The sequence below is a fragment of the Marivita sp. genome, from assembly GCF_022763305.1.
GTDB lineage: Bacteria > Pseudomonadota > Alphaproteobacteria > Rhodobacterales > Rhodobacteraceae > Marivita.
The window spans coordinates 126,035-146,619 of record NZ_JALEGT010000079.1 but is presented as its reverse complement, the minus strand read 5'-3'; the positions used below and the strand labels follow the sequence as shown (position 1 = coordinate 146,619).

20 protein-coding genes are annotated in these 20,585 nt (G+C 63.6%); 14 read left to right on the top strand and 6 right to left on the bottom strand.

The window, feature by feature from the left end; genetic code table 11:
* Positions 1-41: 41 nt before the first annotated feature.
* From MRY75_RS15465 to MRY75_RS15430, 8 genes are all read left to right on the top strand, one after another.
* The gene (locus MRY75_RS15465) at positions 42-935 is read left to right on the top strand and encodes an AraC family transcriptional regulator (RefSeq protein WP_292308898.1); all 894 of its coding nucleotides are present in this window, start codon (positions 42-44) and stop codon (positions 933-935) included.
* A gap of 137 nt (positions 936-1,072) precedes the next feature.
* Positions 1,073-1,801, top strand: a complete 729-nt coding sequence (locus MRY75_RS15460; RefSeq protein WP_292308897.1) for a GntR family transcriptional regulator — start codon at positions 1,073-1,075, stop codon at positions 1,799-1,801.
* Positions 1,802-1,825: 24 nt separating this feature from the next.
* Positions 1,826-3,232 (top strand): aminomethyltransferase family protein, encoded by a 1,407-nt coding sequence (locus MRY75_RS15455; RefSeq protein WP_292308896.1) that lies wholly within the window; start codon positions 1,826-1,828, stop codon positions 3,230-3,232.
* A 92-nt stretch (positions 3,233-3,324) separates the two neighbouring features.
* Positions 3,325-4,299 (top strand): TRAP transporter substrate-binding protein, encoded by a 975-nt coding sequence (locus MRY75_RS15450; protein WP_292308895.1) that lies wholly within the window; start codon positions 3,325-3,327, stop codon positions 4,297-4,299.
* A gap of 3 nt (positions 4,300-4,302) precedes the next feature.
* Positions 4,303-4,806, top strand: a complete 504-nt coding sequence (locus MRY75_RS15445; RefSeq protein ID WP_292308894.1) for a TRAP transporter small permease — start codon at positions 4,303-4,305, stop codon at positions 4,804-4,806.
* On the top strand, positions 4,803-6,107 hold the full coding sequence (locus MRY75_RS15440) for a TRAP transporter large permease (protein ID WP_292308893.1): 1,305 nt from the start codon (positions 4,803-4,805) through the stop codon (positions 6,105-6,107). The genes MRY75_RS15445 and MRY75_RS15440 overlap by 4 nt, the downstream gene beginning before the upstream one ends.
* Before the next feature lie 7 nt (positions 6,108-6,114).
* Positions 6,115-7,071, top strand: a complete 957-nt coding sequence (locus MRY75_RS15435; protein ID WP_292308892.1) for a VOC family protein — start codon at positions 6,115-6,117, stop codon at positions 7,069-7,071.
* Between the two features lie 29 nt (positions 7,072-7,100).
* Positions 7,101-7,880, top strand: coding sequence for an arylamine N-acetyltransferase (locus tag MRY75_RS15430; RefSeq protein ID WP_292308891.1), 780 nt, complete (start codon positions 7,101-7,103; stop codon positions 7,878-7,880).
* Between the two features lie 8 nt (positions 7,881-7,888).
* On the opposite strand, the gene MRY75_RS15425 is transcribed toward MRY75_RS15430, so the two are convergent.
* Positions 7,889-9,088: an ROK family transcriptional regulator gene (locus MRY75_RS15425; RefSeq protein ID WP_292308890.1), complete on the bottom strand. Its 1,200-nt coding sequence runs from the start codon at positions 9,086-9,088 to the stop codon at positions 7,889-7,891.
* Positions 9,089-9,286: 198 nt separating this feature from the next.
* On the opposite strand from MRY75_RS15425, the gene MRY75_RS15420 reads away from it, so the two are divergent.
* The 4 genes from MRY75_RS15420 (at position 9,287) to MRY75_RS15405 (ending at position 13,333) form a co-directional block, all read left to right on the top strand.
* The gene (locus tag MRY75_RS15420) at positions 9,287-10,306 is read left to right on the top strand and encodes a sugar ABC transporter substrate-binding protein (RefSeq protein ID WP_292308889.1); all 1,020 of its coding nucleotides are present in this window, start codon (positions 9,287-9,289) and stop codon (positions 10,304-10,306) included.
* Between the two features lie 94 nt (positions 10,307-10,400).
* Positions 10,401-11,462 carry an ABC transporter permease gene (locus MRY75_RS15415; RefSeq protein ID WP_292308888.1) on the top strand — a complete coding sequence of 354 codons (1,062 nt, stop codon included), beginning with the start codon at positions 10,401-10,403 and terminating at the stop codon, positions 11,460-11,462.
* Positions 11,462-12,229, top strand: a complete 768-nt coding sequence (locus MRY75_RS15410) for an ATP-binding cassette domain-containing protein (RefSeq protein WP_292308887.1) — start codon at positions 11,462-11,464, stop codon at positions 12,227-12,229. Before MRY75_RS15415 ends, MRY75_RS15410 begins: the two co-directional genes overlap by 1 nt.
* Before the next feature lie 234 nt (positions 12,230-12,463).
* Positions 12,464-13,333, top strand: a complete 870-nt coding sequence (locus MRY75_RS15405; RefSeq protein WP_292308934.1) for a mechanosensitive ion channel family protein — start codon at positions 12,464-12,466, stop codon at positions 13,331-13,333.
* Between the two features lie 30 nt (positions 13,334-13,363).
* Here the strand turns inward: MRY75_RS15405 and MRY75_RS15400 are convergent, their stop codons facing one another.
* From MRY75_RS15400 to hisD, 4 genes are read right to left on the bottom strand one after another with little or no spacing between them, the layout of a single operon-like run.
* Positions 13,364-13,777, bottom strand: coding sequence for a universal stress protein (locus MRY75_RS15400; RefSeq protein WP_292308886.1), 414 nt, complete (start codon positions 13,775-13,777; stop codon positions 13,364-13,366).
* A 24-nt stretch (positions 13,778-13,801) separates the two neighbouring features.
* Positions 13,802-14,782: an alcohol dehydrogenase catalytic domain-containing protein gene (locus tag MRY75_RS15395; protein ID WP_292308885.1), complete on the bottom strand. Its 981-nt coding sequence runs from the start codon at positions 14,780-14,782 to the stop codon at positions 13,802-13,804.
* Complete coding sequence (locus tag MRY75_RS15390) at positions 14,779-15,540, bottom strand: SDR family oxidoreductase (RefSeq protein ID WP_292308884.1); 762 nt, start codon at positions 15,538-15,540, stop codon at positions 14,779-14,781. Before MRY75_RS15390 ends, MRY75_RS15395 begins: the two co-directional genes overlap by 4 nt.
* The gene (gene hisD / locus MRY75_RS15385; RefSeq protein ID WP_292308883.1) at positions 15,533-16,840 is read right to left on the bottom strand and encodes a histidinol dehydrogenase; all 1,308 of its coding nucleotides are present in this window, start codon (positions 16,838-16,840) and stop codon (positions 15,533-15,535) included. Before hisD ends, MRY75_RS15390 begins: the two co-directional genes overlap by 8 nt.
* A 277-nt stretch (positions 16,841-17,117) precedes the next feature.
* On the opposite strand from hisD, the gene MRY75_RS15380 reads away from it, so the two are divergent.
* Together MRY75_RS15380 and MRY75_RS15375 are read left to right on the top strand one after the other, a co-directional pair.
* Complete coding sequence (locus tag MRY75_RS15380) at positions 17,118-18,140, top strand: LacI family DNA-binding transcriptional regulator (protein ID WP_292308882.1); 1,023 nt, start codon at positions 17,118-17,120, stop codon at positions 18,138-18,140.
* Positions 18,141-18,208: 68 nt separating this feature from the next.
* On the top strand, positions 18,209-19,684 hold the full coding sequence (locus MRY75_RS15375; protein ID WP_292308881.1) for a cobyric acid synthase: 1,476 nt from the start codon (positions 18,209-18,211) through the stop codon (positions 19,682-19,684).
* On the opposite strand, the gene MRY75_RS15370 is transcribed toward MRY75_RS15375, so the two are convergent.
* On the bottom strand, positions 19,681-20,445 hold the full coding sequence (locus tag MRY75_RS15370) for a DeoR/GlpR family DNA-binding transcription regulator (protein ID WP_292308880.1): 765 nt from the start codon (positions 20,443-20,445) through the stop codon (positions 19,681-19,683). The genes MRY75_RS15375 and MRY75_RS15370 overlap by 4 nt on opposite strands.
* Between the last annotated feature and the right edge of the window lie 140 nt (positions 20,446-20,585).

Here is a 20,585-nt window from a genome sequence, read left to right as displayed (position 1 = left end):
GATATCCTGTGGTAATAACTTATCATTTCGTGGGAATCTGTATGCCGGACCTGAAGTTTCATGAATCCGCGGCCGTACGCGCCGGTGCCCTCACCGGCGATCTGCGCAGCCGGATCGTCGGGCTGGCAGAAAGCCTGCGCGGACCATCCTGGTGTGCCGTGCTGCTCGAGGAAGGAGGCGCGGTCCTGACCGGCGAAGAGGTGCGGATCGAGGCGCCGGTGCTGGCATGGCGTCCCTGGACCGAGACCTCGCGCCTGCGGTTCGATGCGGGCGCGGTGGGGACCTATGTGCTGCTCAGTGCAAGCGCCTTGGGCAACACCATCGGGCACCTGCCCGAAGCGCGGGATCTGCGCGATGTGGCGGATCACAAGCTGACCGTGCGCCTGTCCCGCTCGTCGGAACAGCGCGCCGCACTCCGCACTGCGTTTGCCGGCATCCGTCGCGAGCTTGAGGATGACGCCATCGCAGCGCATGTGGTGGTCGAGGCGTATCTGCGGGTGATCCTGATCGAGCTTCTGCGCGCGGCGCCGACCCATTCAGACGGGCCGCGCGGTGCCAGTCCATCGCACCGCGCCTTCACCCGGTTCAGCACGTTGGTCGAGCGACATTTCCGCGACCGTTGGACCGTGTCCCTGTATGCCGAGGCGCTGGGCGTGACCCGTGACCGTCTTGGAGACATCTGTCGGCGCGTGCGCGGGCTTAGTCCCAAGGACATCATCGACCGCCGCGTGATGATCGAATCGCAGCTCTTGCTCGAGACATCGGGCCATTCGATCAACGAGATCGCAAGCGAGCTAGGCTTTGGGTCCGCCGCCCAGTTCAGCCGGTTCTTCGGACGTCATTTCAGCCAGCCGCCGGGCGCCTATCGGGCTGCGTTCCTGCGCGGACAAGAGCAGGGCGTCTCTGATCCGGCACGTCCCTTTGATTGGCCGTAAGGGCATTCTGTATACAGGATTGCAAAAAACTTTTGCCTTGAGCGCAATATTTCCCGGATTGACAGGTTTCTGTATACAACTTACCACAAGTGCCAGAACGCCGCAGGGGAGAGCGGCGGGCGCTCTGAGGGGGGTGCATGTCCGATCGCATGACGCAGTTCGACAAGGCGCTGCTGGGCCTTCGCTCGCTTGTGATGAGCGGCGAATTCGCCGGAAGCGCGCGCCTGTCCGAAGTCGCATTGGCCGAGAGACTGGGCCTGTCGCGCACGCCCTTGCGTCAGGCAATGGACCGCCTTGTCGCCGAAGGCCTGCTTGAACGGATCGAAACCGGCGGCTGCCGGGCGGCGCGCTTCACACTGGATGACATCAACGACGCAATCGAACTGCGCGGCGTGATCGAGGGGACGGCGGCACGCCTTGCCGCCGAACGGGGGCCCGAGCCCGAGTCGCTGGCCGAAGCCCAGCTTGTCCTCGACCGGATCGACCGCGCGCTCGACCGGGCCGACCACATCGACTTTGATGCCTATATCCTTGAGAATGCAGAGTTTCATCGGATTCTTGCGCGCCTCGCCGGCAGCCAGCTGATCCAGCGCGAGGCCGACCGGGTCAGCCGTCTGCCGCTGGCTTCGCCCAGTGCCTTTCTGCGCGAGCAGGAACTGATCCCGGATTTCAGCGCCTCCTTGCTGCGCGCCCAGCACCAGCACCGCGCCATTCTCGAAGCGATCCGCGCCCGCGAAGGCGCACGGGCCGAACATCTTGCCCGGGAACACGCCCGCCTAGCCCGGCGCAATCTCGATTACCTCGCCAATGCCGGTCCGGCCGTCGCCACGCGCGTGCCGGGCCTGTCGCTACTTTCCGCAGACTAAGATTCTCAGGAGGAGATCACATCTATGCCCAGCTTGTCCGACAAGATGAAGGAATGGGGAAATCCCGTTGAAATGCTTCGGAATTCCCAGATCGGGATGTATGTCTACCCGGTCGTGACCCCGGAATTCCGCAACTGGCGTGTCGAACAGGAAGCCTGGCGCAAGACCGCCGTCCTGTTCGACCAGTCGCACCACATGGACGAGTTGATCGTCGAAGGCCCGCAGGCCGAGGAATTCCTTGCCCATCACGGCATCAACGCCTTCCACAATTTCGACCTGAACCGCGCCAAGCATTACGTCCCCGTCACGCCGAACGGCCATGTGATCGGCGACCACATCATCTTCCGCGAACGTCAGGACAAGTTCATCCTCGTGGGCCGCGCGCCCACCTCCAACTGGCTGATGTTCGCCGCCGCCTGGGGCAAATGGAACGTGCGGATCAAGCACGATCCCCGCTCGACCTCGCGCCCCGAAGGCGAGCGCGTTCTGCGCACCCATTACCGCTACCAGATCCAGGGCCCGGATGCGCCGAAGATCTTCGAAAAAATGAACGGCGGCCCGATCCCGGACATCAAGTTCTTCCATGTCGACTGGATCAATATCGGCTCCAAGAAGGTGCAGGCGCTGCGTCACGGCATGTCCGGTGCGCCCGGTCTCGAAGTGTGGGGGCCGTATGAGGACAAGCACTACATCCACTCGACCATCCTGCAGGCCGCGCGCGATGCAGGTGTCGATCTGGTGCAGTGCGGCAGCCGCGCCTATTCGACCAACACGCTCGAGTCGGGCTGGATCCCGTCGCCTCTGCCGGGCATCTACACCGGCGACGGCATGCTGGCCGATTACCGCGACTGGCTGGGCACCGACATGTACGAAGCGGCGGGCGCCATCGGCGGCAGCTTCATCAGCGACAACATCGAAGACTACTACGTCAACCCGTTCGAACTGGGTTACGACTTCTACATCGGCTGGAAGAAGGACGACTTCATCGGCAAGGAGGCGCTTCTCAAGATGAAAGAGAGCGGCACCAACCGCAAGAAAGTCACCTTCGAATGGAACAAGGAAGACGTGCTCAAGGTCATCGCCTCGGCCTTCGAGGACGGCATTCCCTACAAGTGGATCGACTTCCCGCAGCCGAACTACGCGTCAAGCTCGGCCGACATGATCATGCATGGTGACAAGATGGTCGGCATGAGCATGTTCAACGGCTACAGCTACAACGAACGCTGCGTGCTGTCTCTGGGCGTGGTCGACCAGAGCGTCGAGGTGGGCGATGTCCTGACGCTGCGCTGGGGCGAATCCGACGACACCGCGAAAACATCGACCGAGCAGCACAAACAGGCCGAAATCCGCGTTCGCGTGTCGCCGACACCGTATTCCAATGAGGCGCGGTCGAGCTATGCTGAGAACAGCTGGCGGACCAAGGCAGTCTGACCGGCACGACATTCGCGGGACGCCCACGCAGAAGGGGCGTCCCGCGTCACATCTGGTTCGACAGGGTCGGACCGTTCACGGGAGGAAAGACCATGACACTCAGAACGACCTTCATGGGGGCTGCTCTGGCCCTTGCTGCGGCCGCACCTCTGGCGGCACAGGAACTGAAATTCGCCAATTTCACGCCACCGTTCCACACGGTCAACGCCAGCGTGATCGAAAAGCTGAACGCCGATCTGTCGGCGGCCACGGGGGGCAGCCTGACCGTGCGCGGCTATCACGGCGGTGAGCTGGGCGCAGGCCCGGTCGAACAATATGTCCGCGCCGTGCAGGGTGTGGCCGACATGACCTGGGGCCTGCCGGGCTACACCTCGCAGCAGTTCGAAAAGACGATGATCGTCGAACTGCCGGGGGTCGTGCCCGAGGGCAAAACCGGCGCTGACGCGCTCTGCGATGCGATGGACGAGATCTCGGGCGAGTTTCCGGGCACCGTTCCCGTGGCGCTCTGGACGTCCGAGCCCAACATCATGATCATGAAGGACAAGGTTGTCCGCACGCCCGCCGATCTGGCTGGCCTCAAGATCCGCGTCGCGGGTGCAACCGCGGGCAAGGTGGCCGAAGCGCTTGGCGCGACCCCGGTCCAGATGCCGATCAATCAGGTCTACAACTCGCTTCAGACCGGACTGATCGACGGCGTCTTCACCGGAGCCTCCACGCTCAGCGACTTCAAGCTGGATGAAGTGGCCGATGCCTTCACGCTGGGCGCACCGCTTGGCCGCTTGGCCTTTTTCGCCGTGATGGGGCAGGGCGCCTACGACGCACTGTCGGACGAGGCCAAGGCGGCGCTGGACGAAGTGCGCGGCTGCGGGCTGGGCAACAATGCCGAAACCGCCTGGAACGCCACCGCCGACGCGGCGCTCGAGGCGGCACGCGGCGATGCGGCCAATACCTTTGTCGATCTGACGGCGGACGAGGCGCAGGCCTTCCAGGATGCCGTGTCGAACGTCGTGGCCGATTACGTGGCCAGCGTGGGTGGCGATGCGGCGCTGGCCGCGATGCAGAACTGAGCGGTGCGTCAGATTCGCATCCTTGCGGACAGGCTGATCGGCCTGTCCGCGTCCATCGGCGCAACCGCGCTGATGCTGGTGGTCGGCGTGATCCTGGTCGATGTGATCGGCCGCGCCTTTGGCAGTCCGCTCTACGGCGGTCAGGACATCACCACCATGGCCACGGTCATCCTTGTCTTTGCGCCGATGGCTCTGTGTGACCGGTTGGGCGGGCACATCTCGGTCGATCTCTTCGAACGGTATTTCCCAGATGCCATGAACCGCGCGATCGACATCTGTGTGGCGCTCATGGGCGCGGTGATCTTCGCAACACTGGCCTGGGCCACATGGGACAGCGCAAAGCTGTCCGTTATGCTCAACCTGTCGACCAACCTCCTTTATCTGCCCAAAGCCTGGTTCCAATGGGCGGCCATCGTCTTTCTGTGCATCGCGTCGCTTGGCCTTGCCCTGCGCGCGCTGGAACTGGCGATCACCGGCCGCGACATCCGCAAGGAGACCGCATCATGAGCGCCGCCGCGACGGGTGTTCTGGGCATGCTCGCCCTGTTCGCGCTGCTGGCGCTGCGGGTGCCGGTGGCCTTTGCCATGTTCGTGATCGGATTTCTGGGTATCTGGGCACTCAACGGGCTCAACGCCGCAACCTCGCTCTTGGCATCCGAGGCGTTCACTCTGGCATCTTCGCCTGAACTCGTCGTGATCCCGCTTTTCATCCTGATGGGCAACGTGGCCTCGCATACCGGCATGAGCCGTCAGCTCTTCGACGCCGCCTATGCCGTGATCGGATCTATCCGGGGTGGTCTCGCCTCGGCCACGGTGATCGGCTGTGGCGGGTTCGCCGCGTTGTCGGGATCGTCCGTGGCCTCGGCCCTGACCATGGGCAAGGTGGCATTGTCCGAGATGGACCGCTTCAAATATGACGATCGCCTGTCCACAGGCGTGGTCGCAGCGGGCGGGACGCTCGGTATCCTGATCCCACCCTCCACCGGGTTCGTGATCTACGCCATCCTGACCGAGCAATCCATCGGACGTCTGTTTCTGGCAGGCGTGCTTCCGGGGCTGCTGTTGCTGACGATGTTCGTTCTGGCAATCACGCTGATCTGCATGGTCCGCCCGGATTTCGGTCCGGCGGGTCCGGCGACGTCGCTGGCCGAGAAAATCCGGGCTGTCGGAGGGGCTGGCCCGATCGTGCTGGTGATCTTCATCACCATCGGCGGCATGTATGGCGGGTTTTTCTCTCCGGTCGAGGCGGCCGCCGTCGGGGCGGGTGCCGTCATCATGATCGGCTTTGTGACCCGCAAACTGCGCCTGTCGATGCTCTGGGCGGCGGCCAAGGACAGCGTGGTCACGACCGCGACGGTCATGCTGATCCTGATCGCCGCGCATATGATCAACCCGTTCCTCGCCCTCAGCCATATGACAGACCTCGTGGCACGGGCCTTCGTCGCACTTGATCTGGGGCCAATGGGCAGTCTGCTTCTGATCCTCGCCATCTACATCGTTCTGGGCTGTTTTCTCGAAGGGTTCGCCATGCTGGTCCTGACCCTGCCGATCTTCTTTCCCATCGTGCTCGACCTTGGCATCGACCCGATCTGGTTCGGTGTTCTGGTCGTGCTGGCATTGGAGATGGGTCTGATCTCACCCCCCGTCGGTCTGAACGTCTTTATCGTGAAATCCGTGGCCCCGGGCGTGTCGCTGGGGCGGATCTTCGTGGGTGTCGTGCCTTTCTGGGTCATGATGTTGCTCACGCTCGCGATCCTCGTGGCCTTCCCGCAAATCTCGCTCGTCCTGCCAAACACCATGTTCAATTGAGGCGCTTATGACCGAACCCTGCTTTGACGTTGCCCATCTCGGCCATGTGGAGGTCCTGACAAACAGGTTTGACGAGAGTCTCGATTTCTTCACGCGGGTGTATGGGTTGAAACTGTCGGCGCTCGACGGCGACAGCGCCTATCTGCGCGCGTGGGACGATTACGAATTCCATACACTCAAGCTCACCAAATCCGACACGACAGGGGTCGCCCATATCGGCTACCGCGTGTCCTCCGAGGCGGCGCTGGAACGACGGGTCAAGGTGATCGAGGCGTCGGGTTACAAGATTCATGGCTGGGTCGAGGGCGATCTGGGCCATGGGCGGGCATTCAGGTTCGAGGACCCGTTCGGCCATGTGTTCGAGCTTTACTGGGACACGGTGAAGTACGACCCGCCCGAGAACGACAAGCCCGCACTCAAGAACATGTCGAGCCGATTTCACGCACAGGGTGTGTCTCCGCGCAGGCTCGATCACCTGAACCTGTTGGCCGAGGACGTGACCCAGTTCCGCGACTTCATGCAGACCTGTCTGGGAAGCCGCGTGACCGAACAGATCCGTCTGAACAACGGGCGTCTTGGCGGGTGCTGGTTCACCATCAACAACAAGACCTACGATCTGGCCTGCACCGAAGAGCACGGGCGCGGCAGCAACCGGTTGCACCATGTGACCTACGCCACCGACCAGCGAGAAGACATCCTGCGCGCGGCTGACATCTTTCTGGAGAACGGCGTCCATATCGAAACCGGCCCGCACAAACACGCCATTCAGGGGACGTTCTTCCTCTATGTCTGGGAACCGGCGGGCAACCGGGTGGAACTGGCCAATGCCGGCGCGCGGCTGATCCTGCAGCCGGATTGGGAAACCGTCACCTGGACCGAGGATGAACGCAAGAAGGGACAGGCCTGGGGGCTCAAGACGATCGAGACCTTCCACACCCACGGCACCCCCCCGGTCGAAAGCTGACCGCGTCGGTGGAGCCCGCGTCCAACGATATGCGCGATGCATGGCTGTCCCGTCTGGGATTGCCCTCGGATCTTCCGGTGACGCTGGACAGCCTGACCACGATCACCCGCGCGCATCTCGACCGTATCCCGTTCGAGAACCTGACCGTTTTCTGCGGCGACGTCCCCGAGCTCGACTCGGATGCGCTGACGGCGAAGATCCTGCACCAGCGCCGCGGCGGGTATTGCGTCGAGTTGAACCCGCTCCTTTGTGCGGGACTTCGCGCCTTGGGCTTCGACGCCCGTCTGCGCATGGCGCGGGTGCTGTGGCAGCGGGACGTACCCGGCCCGCGCAGCCATTGCCTCTGCCTCGTCACGTTGGAGGGCCGCGAGTATCTGGTCGATGTGGGGTTTGGCGGTCCGGGGCCGACCGGACCGCATCTGCTGGGCTCCGAAACTGAGAACCTTCGCACCGAAGCGCGGCAGGCTCTGGGCACCGTCCTGTCCCGGCAGGTGGCAGAGGGCAACTGGCGGGATCTCTATGCCTTTACCGACGAAGTGACCACGATGTCGGACGTTCAGGTCGGCAACTGGCTGGCGGCGACCTTGCCGGGATCGCTCTTCACCCGCTCCCTGATCGTCACCCGCCATATCGACGACACGCGGTTGGTGCTTGAGGGCGGAACGTTTCGCAGATTTGCAAAGGGCAGGGCACCCGAGGCCGAGGTTTTGCAAACCCCCAGCGACCTGATCGCCTGCCTGCAGGACACCTTCGCCATCGACCCGCCACCGGGTCTTGAACGCGCGCTGATCGACAAAGGGCTTTTTTGACCAAATGGTCAAAAAGCCGCCAACCCCGCATTTGTGTTGAGCAGGAACTGCGTGAAGATCGGACTGCTGGCTGCACCAATGGCCCGCGCATTGCCGCCCACGCTGCCCGGTTCGATCAACGGCGGGATCAGGCCGCGCGTGTCCTGATTGGCCAGATACCGCCGCACCCGTTCCACCAGTTCGATCCGAACTGCCGCAGGGAAAGCGCCATCAATCAGCACCGCCTCGAAGTCGATCACGGCGCAGACCGACAGGGACGCCTTGGCCAGCTCCTGCGCGGTTTCCCCGATCCAGGGTTCCACATAGCGGCTGAGATCGGTCCAGTCCTGTGGTTGATGCCAGAGCACACGGGGGTCGATCCCGGCCTGAACCAGCCGCCCCTCGAGCAGATGGATCGACGCCACGTCGATCAATTGCTGGCTTTCCCCCAAAGGCCCCGTGCTGCGCAGGGACCCGAGCGCCCCGGCATTCCCCTGATTTCCCTCGAACACGGTGTCATTGACGACAACGCCGCCGCCGACAAAAGAGCCGATGAAGAAATACGCCCAGTCGCGGAAGTCGTGCGTGCGCCCGTAGAGGTGTTCGGCACGACAGGCCGCAGTGGCGTCGTTCACCACAAAGACCGGCAGGTCCGTGAAGCGCGCCACCTGTTCCGCGAAATCCAGATCCTTCCACGATTTGAACCGCTGTGACGGTGCACCGATCAGGTCGTTCCATTTCCACAACTCGAACGGTGCGGCGATGCCGATGCCGCAGACCCGGTCCAGCGCGTCTTCCGACAGGTCCGCAAGCAGCGATGCCATGCCCTCTTCGAGAAAGGTGAACACCTCGTCGGGCAGGGGGTAGGGATAGCCGGTGCTGACCTGCGCGCGCACGTTGCCGGTGAAGTCGAGCAGCAGAAGCTCGGCGCTGCGCCGCCCGATCTTGAGGCCCAGGGACAGCACGCCATCGGGCGACAGTTCCATCGGGATGGACGGTTTGCCCACCTTTCCGCGCACCGGATCACCCCGGCGCAGGAACCCGTCCTGTTCCAGCTTGCGAAAGATCACGGACACGGTCTGCGGCGACAATCCGGTCAGGCGCGCAAGGTCGATCCCGGCCATACCGCCCCGGCGCTGAAGCATCGAAAGCAGCAAGCGTTCGTTATGGTTGCGTACACCGCTCTGGTTTACGCCACCACTTGCTCCCCTGATCTTTCCGCCGTCCATGACCGCGACCTTACTCCTCCTCCACGCACAGGCAATCATGGCAGAGGCCATTTAATAAATAAAGTTTATTTATTTATTGACAGGCCAAATAGAATCTGGCCTTTTCATCGCCAACCTGCAGCAATCCATGCAGGCAGGGGAGGGCGGTCTGGTCACGGTCCGCGCGATTGCAAAACTGACGATTTCTGGGAGGAAACCATGAAGAAACTACTGCTGAGCTCGGCCATTGCACTGGCCTCCATGTCCGGCGCGGCCTTTGCTGCCGGTCACGGCGTGAGCGCCTGCCTCATCACCAAGACGGACACCAACCCGTTCTTCGTGAAGATGCGCGAAGGTGCCACCGCCAAGGCGGAAGAGCTGGGCATCACGCTCAACAGCTATGCCGGCAAGATCGACGGCGACCACGAAACACAGGTCGCAGCCATCGAGACTTGCATCGCCAATGGCGCCAAGGGCATCCTGCTCACCGCGTCCGACACCTCGTCCATCGTCCCTGCCGTGCAGCAGGCACGGGATGCGGGCATCCTCGTGATCGCGCTCGACACCCCGCTTGATCCGATCGACGCCGCGGACATGACCTTTGCCACCGACAACTTCCTTGCCGGTCAGCTTATCGGTCAGTGGGCGCGCGCCGCTCTGGGGGACGATGCGGCAAATGCCAAGATCGCAACGCTCGACCTGAACGTCAGCCAGCCGACCGTGGACGTGCTGCGCAACCAGGGCTTCCTGCAGGGCTTCGGCATCGATCTGGCTGACCCGAACGTGATCGGCGACGAAACCGACCCGCGCATCGTGGGCTCCGACGTAACCGACGGCAACGAAGAGGGCGGCCGCCGCGCGATGGAGAACCTGCTGGCGAAAGACCCGATGATCAACGTCGTGCACACCATCAACGAACCCGCCGCTGCCGGTGCCTATGAGGCGCTCAAGGCGATTGGCCGTGAAAACGACGTGCTGATCGTGTCGGTCGACGGTGGCTGCCCCGGCATCCAGAACGTCAAGGACGGCGTGATCGGCGCAACCTCGCAGCAGTACCCGCTGCTGATGGCCTCCAAGGGCATCGAGGCGATTGCCGCATGGGCCGCGGACGGCACGAAGCCGTCGGCCACCGAAGGCAAGGACTTCTTCGACACCGGCGTGGCGCTTGTGACCGACAAGCCGGTCGACGGGGTCGAGTCCATCGACACCACCGAAGGCACCAACCTCTGCTGGGGTTGATCCTGAACCCATCTGAATGAACAGTCAGGGAAAGGGCGGGTACCGACCCGCCCTTTTCACAAGAACGACCCGTTTCTTCGTGAGGGAGGATTCAATGCCATCATCAGACAATTATGAATCGGTTGTCGGCAAGGCGAGCGCTGAAATCGCGTCCTTTGGCGGGCGCGACAAAAGCCTGATCGACCGGTTCCACCACGCCCTGCACACGACCCCGGCGCTGGTGCCGCTGATCGTGCTTGTCTCGGCGATCATCATTTTCGGCCTTCTGCTGGGGACACGGTTCTTTTCGCCCTTCGCGCTGACGCTGATCCTGCAGCAGGTGCAGATCGTCGGCATCGTCGCTGCCGCACAATCGCTGGTGATCCTGACCAAGGGCATCGACCTGAGCGTCGGGGCCATCGCGGTGATCTCTTCGGTGGTGATGGGGCAGTTCGCCTTCCGCTACGGCCTGCCGCCGGGCATCGCCGTTGTCTGCGGGCTGGCACTGGGCACCGCCATCGGGGCGCTGAACGGCTGGCTGGTGGCGCAGATGAAACTGCCGCCGTTCATCGTGACGCTGGGCATGTGGCAGATCGTGCTGGCGGCAAACTTCCTGTACTCGCAGAACGAAACCATCCGCTCGCAGGAGATCGCGGAGCAGGCACCGCTTCTGCAGATCATGGGCGCCAAGTTCGAAGTGGGCGGTGCCGTCTTTACGCTGGGCGTTGTGTTCATGGTGCTGCTCGTGCTCGTGCTGGCCTTCGTCCTGCGTCACACCGCATGGGGCCGCCATGTCTATGCGGTGGGTGACGATCCCGAGGCGGCGGAACTGGCGGGCGTCAACGTCAAGGCAACGCTGATTTCCGTCTATGCTCTGGCCGGTCTGATCTGCGCCTTCGCCGGCTGGGCCCTGATCGGGCGCATCGGGTCGGTGTCGCCAACCTCGGGTCAGCTTCTCAACATCGAAAGCATCACCGCCGTGGTGATTGGAGGCATCTCGCTTTTCGGGGGGCGCGGGTCGATCCTCGGCACCTTCTTCGGTGCGCTGATCGTGGGTGTGTTCACGCTGGGCCTGCGTCTGGCCGGAGCGGATGCGCAATGGACCTTCCTCTTGATCGGTGTGCTCATCATCGCCGCCGTGGCCGTGGACCAGTGGATCAGAAAGGTGGCAGCCTGATGGAACCGATTTTGAAAGGCCGTGGCCTCGTCAAACGCTACGGACGTGTGACTGCTCTGGACAATTGCGACTTCGATCTGATGCCGGGGGAAATCCTCGCGGTGATCGGAGACAACGGGGCCGGGAAAAGCTCGCTCATCAAGGCGATCTCGGGCGCGGTGATCCCGGACGAAGGCACCGTGACGCTCGAAGGCAAGGAGGTGCGCTTTTCCTCTCCCATCGAGGCACGGGAAGCGGGGATCGAAACCGTCTACCAGACACTCGCCATGTCGCCCGCCCTGTCGATTGCCGACAATATGTTCATGGGCCGGGAAATCCGCAAACCCGGCTGGCGGGGCAAGTGGCTGCGCCAGCTCGACCGTCCGGCGATGGAAAAGATGGCGCGGGACAAGCTGTCGGATCTGGGGCTGATGACCATCCAGAACATCAATCAGGCGGTGGAAACCCTGTCGGGCGGTCAGCGTCAGGGGGTGGCCGTCGCCCGCGCGGCAGCCTTCGGATCGAAAGTCATCATCCTTGACGAGCCGACAGCGGCGCTGGGCGTGAAGGAAAGCCGCAAGGTGCTGGAACTGATCCAGGACGTGAAATCGCGTGGCATTCCGATCATCCTGATCAGTCACAACATGCCGCACGTGTTCGAAGTGGCCGACCGCATCCATGTGCACCGTCTGGGCAAACGGCTCTGCGTGATCGACCCCAAGGACTACACCATGTCCGATGCGGTGGCGTTCATGACCGGAGCGAAAGAGGCCCCCGAGGCGGCCTGACACGACGGACTTTTGAAAGAACGGCCCGGGGTTCGCCTTGGGCTGTTTTTTTAACGGATGGTCAAGTTCAAGTATTTCGCAGAACCCCGGGAACCGGATCGGCGGTTTCGCGTTGCATCAGTCAACCGTGGCCGCGAGCCGCGCAAAACGCATGCAAGATGAGGACTGATCCGCATGGAAGAAGTTGAAGCTGTCGCCACCAGCGTCTGGGACCAGATCGCCGCCATTTTCACGATGGAGATCTACAATGGCCGGTCCTTTGCCGACCTTCTGACGCTCGAGGCGATGCTGTCATTGCTGGGCAATGCCATTGCGGCAACACTGATCCTTGTCATCGGCTTCACCATCTCCAGCGTCCTCAGCCGCCGGATCACCCGGATCGGGTCGATGCATGCGAGCCTTGACGATACGCTCTTCGTGTTCTTCGGCAATATCGCGCGATATACGATCCTCGCCTTTACGGCGCTGTTTGTGCTCAACACCTTCGGCGTTCGGACGACCTCGGTTGTTGCGGTCATCGGTGCGGCCGGTCTGGCGATTGGTCTTGCCCTGCAGGGCACGCTGTCGAACGTCGCGGCGGGGGTGATGCTGATCCTGTTCCGGCCTTTGAAGAACGGCGATTTCGTGCAGGTCAACGATGTGGTCGGTACGGTCAAGGAGATCACCCTGAACTATACCGAGATCGCGGATATCGGGAACGTGAAGGTTGTGGTTCCGAATTCCGAGGTCTGGGGCAACACAATCAAGAATTACTCCGGCTACAAGACGCGCCGCGCGGAATGGGAGTTCGGTGTGGGCTATGGCGCCAATCTTGCGGATGCCGAGCGGGTGATCCGCGACACGATCATGTCCGACCCCCGGTCGCATCACGAGCCGGAGCCGTTTATCCAGGTCAACAACCTCAACAGCAGCAGCGTCGATTTCCTTGTGCGCGTCTGGTGCGATGCCTCGGTTTATTTCCAGTATCAGGCCGACATGAAGCGCAAGGTGAAAGAGGCGCTGGACAAGGCAGGGGTCGACATTCCTTTCCCGACGCGGACCTTGGTCGTTCAGAAGGACGAGACTCTGGTCAAAGAAAAGTCCAAACCGATTTCCGTTCAGTAAACGCCCGACGCCGCCGGGCGCTGGCTTGGGTCACTCGCCGTTGCGATGCACATGCACCGCGCAGGGCGCGTGACGCACAACCCGTGCGGCGGTGGAGCCGAGAAAGAAGTCGCTCAGCCCCGGTTTGTGCGATCCGATGACGATGCAGTCGGTGCCATGCTGCGCGGCATAGTCGATGATCGTGCGGGCCGAGTGTCCTTTGACAAGGGCAGGGGTGATGCCGTCCAGACCTTGCAGCTTTTCATGCAGACGTTCGCGGGCGCGCTCGAACCCGGCCTTCATGACCGCGTCATCGACATAGGCGCTGACCGTGCCCTGCGGCGCTTCGTAGACATGCAGGGCCGTGATCTCGGCCCCGTCCGAGGCCAGAACCCGCGCGATCTGCAGGGTCAGAGGCGAAATGCCGTGGTCCAGAGCCATGGGAACGAGGATCTTCTTGTACATGTCAGGTCTCCTGTCGGGGTTGGGTCAGGCCCAAGGATCAAGGATGATCTTCGGTGTGGCAACCGCGCCGTGGTGCAGATCGTGAAAGGCGGCCGCGCCGCCGGCCAGCGGGCGGGTCTGGAACCAGTCAAGCGGGCCAAGCCGTCCGTCAAAAATCGCCTGAGCGGTGTCGCGGAAATCCTGCCCGGTGTAGGTGTAGGTGCCGATGAAGGTGATCTCCTGCAGCGTCATGCGACGCACATCGAGACCGCCTGTGTCCTCGCCAAGGCCCACATGACCGATGACGCCCCCGGGTTGCGCATGGGCCGAGGCCGCCGCGCGGGTGGCGGCATAGCCCACGGCGTCGATGATCAGGGGATACATCCCGTCCGGGTCGGCCAAGGCGGTTTCTCCGCAGGTGTCGGTCAGGAAGCCGCGGCGTGTCGGGTTGGGTTCGACAATCGTGACGGCCTCAACCCCCATCGCCTTGAGCGCGAGCGATGCCGCGAGCCCGATGGCACCTCCACCCAGCACAAGCGCCCGGCGCTCCATCGACGGATGCAGCGCCGTCAGGGCCAGCCGGGCGGTGTGCCAGCTTACGGCCAAGGGTTCGGCCAGTGCCGCTTTGTCCAAAGGGACCGCGTCCGGCACGGTGACAAGGTTCGACGCGGGCATCGAGACGTATTGCGCAAAGGCGCCCGGTCGCGGCTCCATCGAGATGATCTGGCGCGTGGGGCAAAGGTTCTCCCGCGCGCTTGTGCAGGCGGGGCAGGTGCCGCAGGTCACAAGCGGATTGATTGTCACGCGGGTGCTATCCATCGGCCCACCCTGAACCACACCTGCCGCCTCGTGCCCAAGGATCAGCGGGGCGGGGCGGCGGGCATCGTGACCCAGATAGGCGTGCATGTCGGACCCGCAGATCCCCACCGCCGCGATCCGGATCAAGTGTTCCCCCTCGCGCGCCGTGATGTCGGGCACCTCCCGATAGGCCAGCGTTTCGACACCTTCGTACATCAGCGCCTTCATTTCGCGGTAAACCCTCCGTCCACCATGAGAACCTGCCCCGTGACATAGGCCGATGCGTCCGAGCAGAGGAACAGGATCGGGCCGTCGATATCCTCCATCCGGCCATTCCGCCCGATGCAGGTCTGCGCCGCATTCCGTGCCGCGCGGTCGGGGTCGGAAAACACCGCCTGCGTAAGTTCGGTCGGAAAGAACCCCGGACCGATGGCATTGGCGGTGATGCCGTGCGGCGACCACGCCTCGGCCATGGCGCGGGTCAGTTGGGCGATCCCCCCTTTGGTAGCGCCATAGGCGATGCCGCCCGGAAAGGCGCGCGTGGTTTGGAGCGAGGCGAAGTTGACGATCCGGCCCCAGCCTTTTGCCTTCATCGCGGGCACCAAGGCCTGCGATAGGAAGAACGGGGCTGACAGGTTCAGCGATAGGGTCATGTCCCAGCCCTCGGCTGTAACGTCATCTGCCGCCTCACGGGTGTTGATCCCGGCTGCGTGCACCACGATGTCGGGTGGGCCGAACGGCGTCGAAATCGCTTCGACAAGCGCGGGAAGGCCGTCGCGGTCGGTCACGTCGCCCACGACATAGGCCGCCGCAAAGCCGATCTCCCGACACAGGCTCTCCAGTTCGGCCTGCCGCCGCGCGACACCCACCACCATCGCGCCGGCCGCACCTAGTGCCAGTGCTGCGCGCCGACCGAGGCCGGAACTGGCACCGGTGACGACGGCCACCTTGCCGCCAAGGTGGAACAGTCTGTCCATATCAGCCATCGGCGGTCAGGTCGAAATTCACGCCGGGGAAGTACTTGGCAAGACGCACATCCGCCGCGCGGGCATGGCCCTCCATGCCTTCGAGGCGGGAGATGCGGGCCGTCGCTTCGGCAATGGCACGCGACCCTTCGCGGGTGGCGCGCTGCCAGGTGACGATCTTCATGTATTTGTGCACCGACAGACCGCCCGTATAGCTGGCGGCACCCGAAGTTGGCAGCACATGGTTGGTGCCGGTCGCCTTGTCGCCATAGGACACGGTGGTTTCCTCGCCAAGGAATAGCGAGCCGTAGCAGGTCAGGCGATTGAGCCACCAATCCAGATCCTCGGCCTGCACCGTCAGGTGTTCGGGGGCGTATTCGTCGGAACAGGCGGCCATCGCCTCGCGGTCGGAGCAGACGATCACCTCGGCATAGTCGCGCCATGCGGCGGCGGCGTTCTGGCTGTTCACCTCCGGCAGGTCGGCGATTAGGCCGGGGACCAGCTCCATCACCTTTTCCGCCAGCGCGCGGTCATCCGTCACCAGCCAGACGGGAGAGTTGTAGCCATGTTCCGCCTGACTCACGAGGTCGGTTGCCACGATATGCGCGTCAGCGGTCTTGTCGGCCAGGATCAGACTGTCTGTGGGTCCCGCGATCATGTCGATGCCGACGCGGCCAAACAGGATGCGCTTGGCTTCGGCAACGAACTGGTTGCCGGGGCCGACAAGGATGTTGGCCTTTGGCAGACCGAACAGACCAAAGGTCATTGCAGCCACACCCTGCACGCCGCCCATCGCCATGATCTTGTCCGCACCGCAGATATGCGCGGCGTAGACGATGGCGGGCGCGATGCCGACACCGGGGCGGGGCGGCGAACAGGCGGTGATGTGGCGGCAGCCCGCGACCTTGGCGGTGGTCACGGTCATGATGGCGGACGCGATGTGGCTGTAACGGCCACCGGGCACATAGCAACCTGCCGCATCCACCGGGATCGCCTTCTGACCGGCGATCATGCCCGGCACGATCTCCACCTCGACATCCGACACGGTGGCCTTTTGCGCTTCGGCAAAGCGTTTGACGTTGTCATGCGAGAACTGGATGTCGCGCTTGAGCTTTTCCGGAACCAGCGCGCAGGCCGCGTCGATGTCGTCGGGCGTCAGCAGGACATTGCCCTCGTACTGGTCGAACTTCCTTGCGTACTCCATCGCCTTGGCGTCGCCACCCACCTCGATGTCGACAAGGATGGTCTTGACCGTTTCATGCACTTCGGACGCGTCCGATTTCGCCGTCAGGGTCGCTTTTTTCAGGTAGTCTCGTGTCATCGTCGGGGTGTCCTGTTCGTTTATGTCCGGCGTCGGTGTCTCTGCGCGCCCGTCGTGACCCGGCCCGTGGACTGCCACTTGGCAGAACAACCAGAGCCGTCGCAAGGACGGTATACATGCGGCGGGACCCCACTCGAAAACCGGACGGCGGGTGTGATTCTGGGGTCAGTGTAAGCGCTTGCATTTGCGCCATGCAATCGCTTACATCTTGTGCAAAGCGGTTTTTCGGCTTTGTCTGGCCTGCAGTCGACGCCGTTCAGCGCAGGAAAGGAGATCCATGGCGGACGCGAGCACCGTGCCCACCCTCGACGACGTGGCCCGCGCGGCTGGCGTGTCGACGGCGACTGTGTCGCGCTGCCTGAATTCGCCCGAACGGGTGGTCGAACAGACCCGGACACGGGTCATGGCCGCAGTCGAGGCCTTGGGCTACACGCCCAATTTCGGCGCGCGGGTCATGGCGGCCAAGCGCACCTTCACCATCGGCGCGATCATCCCGACCATGGACAACGCGATCTTTGCGCGTGGGCTTCAGACCTTCCAGGAGGAACTGCACACGCGGGGGTATACCCTGCTTGTCGCCAGCTCGGCCTACCAGCCGCAGATCGAGGAAGAGCAGATCCGCGCCCTTGTCGCGCGGGGGGCGGATGGGTTGCTGCTCATCGGCCATGACCGCGATCCGGCGATCTACAACTATCTCCGCGCCCGGTCCATTCCGGTGCTGGCGTCCTGGGTCTACCGGCCCAACGGCACACAGCCCACCGTGGGGTTCGACAACCGCAGCGCCATGCGCGCGCTGGCGCGGCAGGTCATCGCCTTCGGCCACCGGCGCATTGCCATGGTCTCGGGGATCACCGATGGCAATGACCGGGCGGCTGCGCGTGTGGCGGGGCTGCGCGAGGCTTTGGCCGAGGGGGGGCTTGATCCGGACGCATTGCGCGTGATCGAAACCCCCTACGAGATCGACAACGGGGCTGCGGCGCTGCGCACCCTGATGCAGGCCGAAACCCCACCAACCGTGATCATGTGCGGCAATGACGTTCTGGCCGTCGGGGCGCTGCGCGGCGCGCGCGAGATTGGGCTTTCGGTGCCCGAGGATGTCTCGATCACCGGGTTCGACGACATCGAACTTGCCCGGATCGTCACGCCGCAGATTACCACAGTGCATGTGCCGCATCGCGACATGGGGCGCAGGGCGGCCGAGGCGCTGATCGACATGGTGGAAAAACGCAGCGCGGGCGTGTCCCTTGAGCTGGAGTGCAGCGTGCAGATGCGCGGCTCTCTGCGTGATCTGCGGATGTGATCCGACCCATCGACACGCCGCCGCGAACACAGTAGGCGGGCGCAGCACAGAAGGCTTGAGGGCTGCGCATGACCACCACGACCACTCCGCGCGCGCTGATGATCCAGGGCACCGGGTCGAATGTCGGCAAGTCCATGCTGGTGGCCGGTCTCTGCCGCGCGGCGCATCTGCGTGGGTTGTCCGTGGCGCCGTTCAAGCCGCAGAACATGTCGAACAACGCCGCCGTGACCGCCGATGGGGGCGAGATTGGCCGCGCGCAGGCGCTGCAGGCCATTGCCTGCGGGCGCGATCTGTCGGTGCATATGAATCCGGTTCTTCTCAAGCCCGAAAGCGATCGGGGATCGCAGGTCATCGTGCAAGGCCAAGTGCGCGGCTGGCTTGAGGCACGCCGCTTTCGCGAGGATCGGGGCGTGTTGCTGGATGTGGTGCTGGACAGCTTTCACACCCTTGCCAAGACTGCCGATCTGATCCTTGTCGAAGGCGCGGGCAGCCCGGCCGAGGTCAACCTGCGGCGCGGTGACATCGCCAATATGGGTTTTGCCTGTGCCGCGGATGTGCCGGTGATCGTTGCCGGCGACATCGACCGGGGCGGGGTGATCGCGCAGATCGTCGGCACACGCGCGGTGATGACCGACGAAGATGTGGCGCAGGTTGCCGGGTTTCTGGTGAACAAGTTTCGCGGGGACGTATCCCTGTTCGAAGACGGCTACCGCGCCATCGAAGACCACACCGGCTGGACGGGATATGGCGTCCTGCCGTGGTTCGACGCGGCGCATCTGTTGCCTGCCGAGGATGCCGTGGAACTGGCCGAGACCAGTGGCGGGCAGGGGTTCCACATCGCCTGTCCGATGCTGTCTCGGATCGCCAATTTCGACGATCTCGATCCGCTCAAGGCCGAACCGGAAATCCGCCTGACCATGGTGCCGCCCGGGCAGGCGCTGCCCGGTGATGCCGATCTGATCGTGCTGCCCGGCACCAAATCCACCCGCGCCGATCTGGCCTTCCTGCGCGCGCAGGGCTGGGACATCGACATTAAGGCGCATCTGCGGCGGGGTGGCCGAGTTCTGGGGATTTGTGGCGGATACCAGATGCTGGGCACGCGCATCGACGATCCCGACGGGTTGGAGGGGGACGCGGGGTCGACGAAAGGGCTGGGGCTGCTGGACGTGACAACCGAGATGCAGCCGCGCAAGACGCTGACCCGCGTGGATGCCGTGCATGTGCCGACGGGAGCGGGCTTTGACGGGTACGAGATCCATATCGGCCAGACCATAGGCCCGGACAGTGCCCGACCCTTCGCCCGGATTGGTGATGCACCCGATGGGGCGGTGTCCGGCAATGGGCGGGTGATGGGGACCTACCTGCACGGGCTCTTCGCCAATGGCGGGTTCAGGCAGGCCTTCCTGCGCCAGATGGGGCATGCGTCGGGTGGGGCGGATTACACCCGCACGGTGGACCGGACGCTCAACGACCTTGCTGCGCATATGGAGGCGCATCTCGACATCGACGGCCTTCTGGCTGCGGCCCGTCCGATCAGGGCTTAAGGCCGGGCAACCACCACTTCGGTATCCCAAGCGGCGCATTTCTCGGGCAGATCCCCGGGCAGCGGCGCGTCGGTGAACATGGTGCCGATCGCGGACAGCGACGCAATGCGCGCAGGCGCGTTGCGTTTGAGCTTGGAGGCGTCCGCCACCAGATAGGTCCGGCGCGATTGCTGCAGGATCGCCTGACTGACGCCCACCTCCTGGATGTCAAAGTCAAGAAGGTCGCCATCCCGGTCCAGCGCGGAACAGCCGATGACGGCAAGGTCGAACTTGAACTGCAGGATGGTGTCGGTTGCCAGCTTGCCCACCAGACCGCCATCGACGCGGCGCAGGTTGCCCCCGGTCACGACCACTTCGCAGTCCTGCGTTTCGGCCAGAATGTTGGCGACGTTCATGTTGTTGGTGATCACGAGCAGGTTGCGGTGGTTGCGCAACTCGCGCGCCACCGCTTCGGTGCTGGTGCCGATGTTCAGAAAGAGCGAGATGTTGTTCGGGATGCGCTGGGCACAGGCGCGTGCCATCGCCGCCTTGGATTTCGCATTCAGCGTGCGGCGCTGCTCGTACCCGATATTGCTCGTGCTGGACGGCAGCATCGCGCCGCCATGGACCCGTTCCAGACGCCCGTCCTCGGCAAGGTCCGAAAGATCCCGCCGGATGGTCTGCAGCGTGACGCCAAAATGCCGGGCAAGTCCCTCGACCGTGACCTGACCCTCCTTGCGCGCAATGTCGAGGATCTCACGGTGGCGAAAGGCGTGGGACATGGGAGCCGGGGTCCTCTGAGCGGTCCTGCGAGGCCGACGCGTCGTGATTCCACGAAAGGTCGGATCGGTTGGGTGTTGGTTCCGCGATCATAGCGGGGCCGGGGCGCGAAAACCTAGCGGCAATTGTTCTTTGCAATCAG

Excerpts from the sequence above, each read along its gene's own strand:
- MRY75_RS15400 (WP_292308886.1), bottom strand. The coding sequence starts at position 13,777 with ATGTACAAGAAGATCCTCGTTCCCATGGCTCTGGACCACGGCATTTCG.
- MRY75_RS15415 (WP_292308888.1), top strand. The coding sequence starts at position 10,401 with ATGCCATCATCAGACAATTATGAATCGGTTGTCGGCAAGGCGAGCGCT.
- MRY75_RS15425 (WP_292308890.1), bottom strand. The coding sequence starts at position 9,088 with ATGGACGGCGGAAAGATCAGGGGAGCAAGTGGTGGCGTAAACCAGAGC.
- MRY75_RS15420 (WP_292308889.1), top strand. The coding sequence starts at position 9,287 with ATGAAGAAACTACTGCTGAGCTCGGCCATTGCACTGGCCTCCATGTCC.
- MRY75_RS15460 (WP_292308897.1), top strand. The coding sequence starts at position 1,073 with ATGTCCGATCGCATGACGCAGTTCGACAAGGCGCTGCTGGGCCTTCGC.
- MRY75_RS15395 (WP_292308885.1), bottom strand. The coding sequence starts at position 14,782 with ATGAAGGCGCTGATGTACGAAGGTGTCGAAACGCTGGCCTATCGGGAG.
- MRY75_RS15455 (WP_292308896.1), top strand. The coding sequence starts at position 1,826 with ATGCCCAGCTTGTCCGACAAGATGAAGGAATGGGGAAATCCCGTTGAA.
- MRY75_RS15450 (WP_292308895.1), top strand. The coding sequence starts at position 3,325 with ATGACACTCAGAACGACCTTCATGGGGGCTGCTCTGGCCCTTGCTGCG.
- MRY75_RS15465 (WP_292308898.1), top strand. The coding sequence starts at position 42 with ATGCCGGACCTGAAGTTTCATGAATCCGCGGCCGTACGCGCCGGTGCC.
- MRY75_RS15390 (WP_292308884.1), bottom strand. The coding sequence starts at position 15,540 with ATGGCTGATATGGACAGACTGTTCCACCTTGGCGGCAAGGTGGCCGTC.
- MRY75_RS15375 (WP_292308881.1), top strand. The coding sequence starts at position 18,209 with ATGACCACCACGACCACTCCGCGCGCGCTGATGATCCAGGGCACCGGG.
- MRY75_RS15380 (WP_292308882.1), top strand. The coding sequence starts at position 17,118 with ATGGCGGACGCGAGCACCGTGCCCACCCTCGACGACGTGGCCCGCGCG.
- MRY75_RS15430 (WP_292308891.1), top strand. The coding sequence starts at position 7,101 with ATGCGCGATGCATGGCTGTCCCGTCTGGGATTGCCCTCGGATCTTCCG.
- MRY75_RS15405 (WP_292308934.1), top strand. The coding sequence starts at position 12,464 with ATGGAGATCTACAATGGCCGGTCCTTTGCCGACCTTCTGACGCTCGAG.
- MRY75_RS15435 (WP_292308892.1), top strand. The coding sequence starts at position 6,115 with ATGACCGAACCCTGCTTTGACGTTGCCCATCTCGGCCATGTGGAGGTC.
- MRY75_RS15440 (WP_292308893.1), top strand. The coding sequence starts at position 4,803 with ATGAGCGCCGCCGCGACGGGTGTTCTGGGCATGCTCGCCCTGTTCGCG.
- MRY75_RS15370 (WP_292308880.1), bottom strand. The coding sequence starts at position 20,445 with ATGTCCCACGCCTTTCGCCACCGTGAGATCCTCGACATTGCGCGCAAG.
- MRY75_RS15410 (WP_292308887.1), top strand. The coding sequence starts at position 11,462 with ATGGAACCGATTTTGAAAGGCCGTGGCCTCGTCAAACGCTACGGACGT.
- hisD (WP_292308883.1), bottom strand. The coding sequence starts at position 16,840 with ATGACACGAGACTACCTGAAAAAAGCGACCCTGACGGCGAAATCGGAC.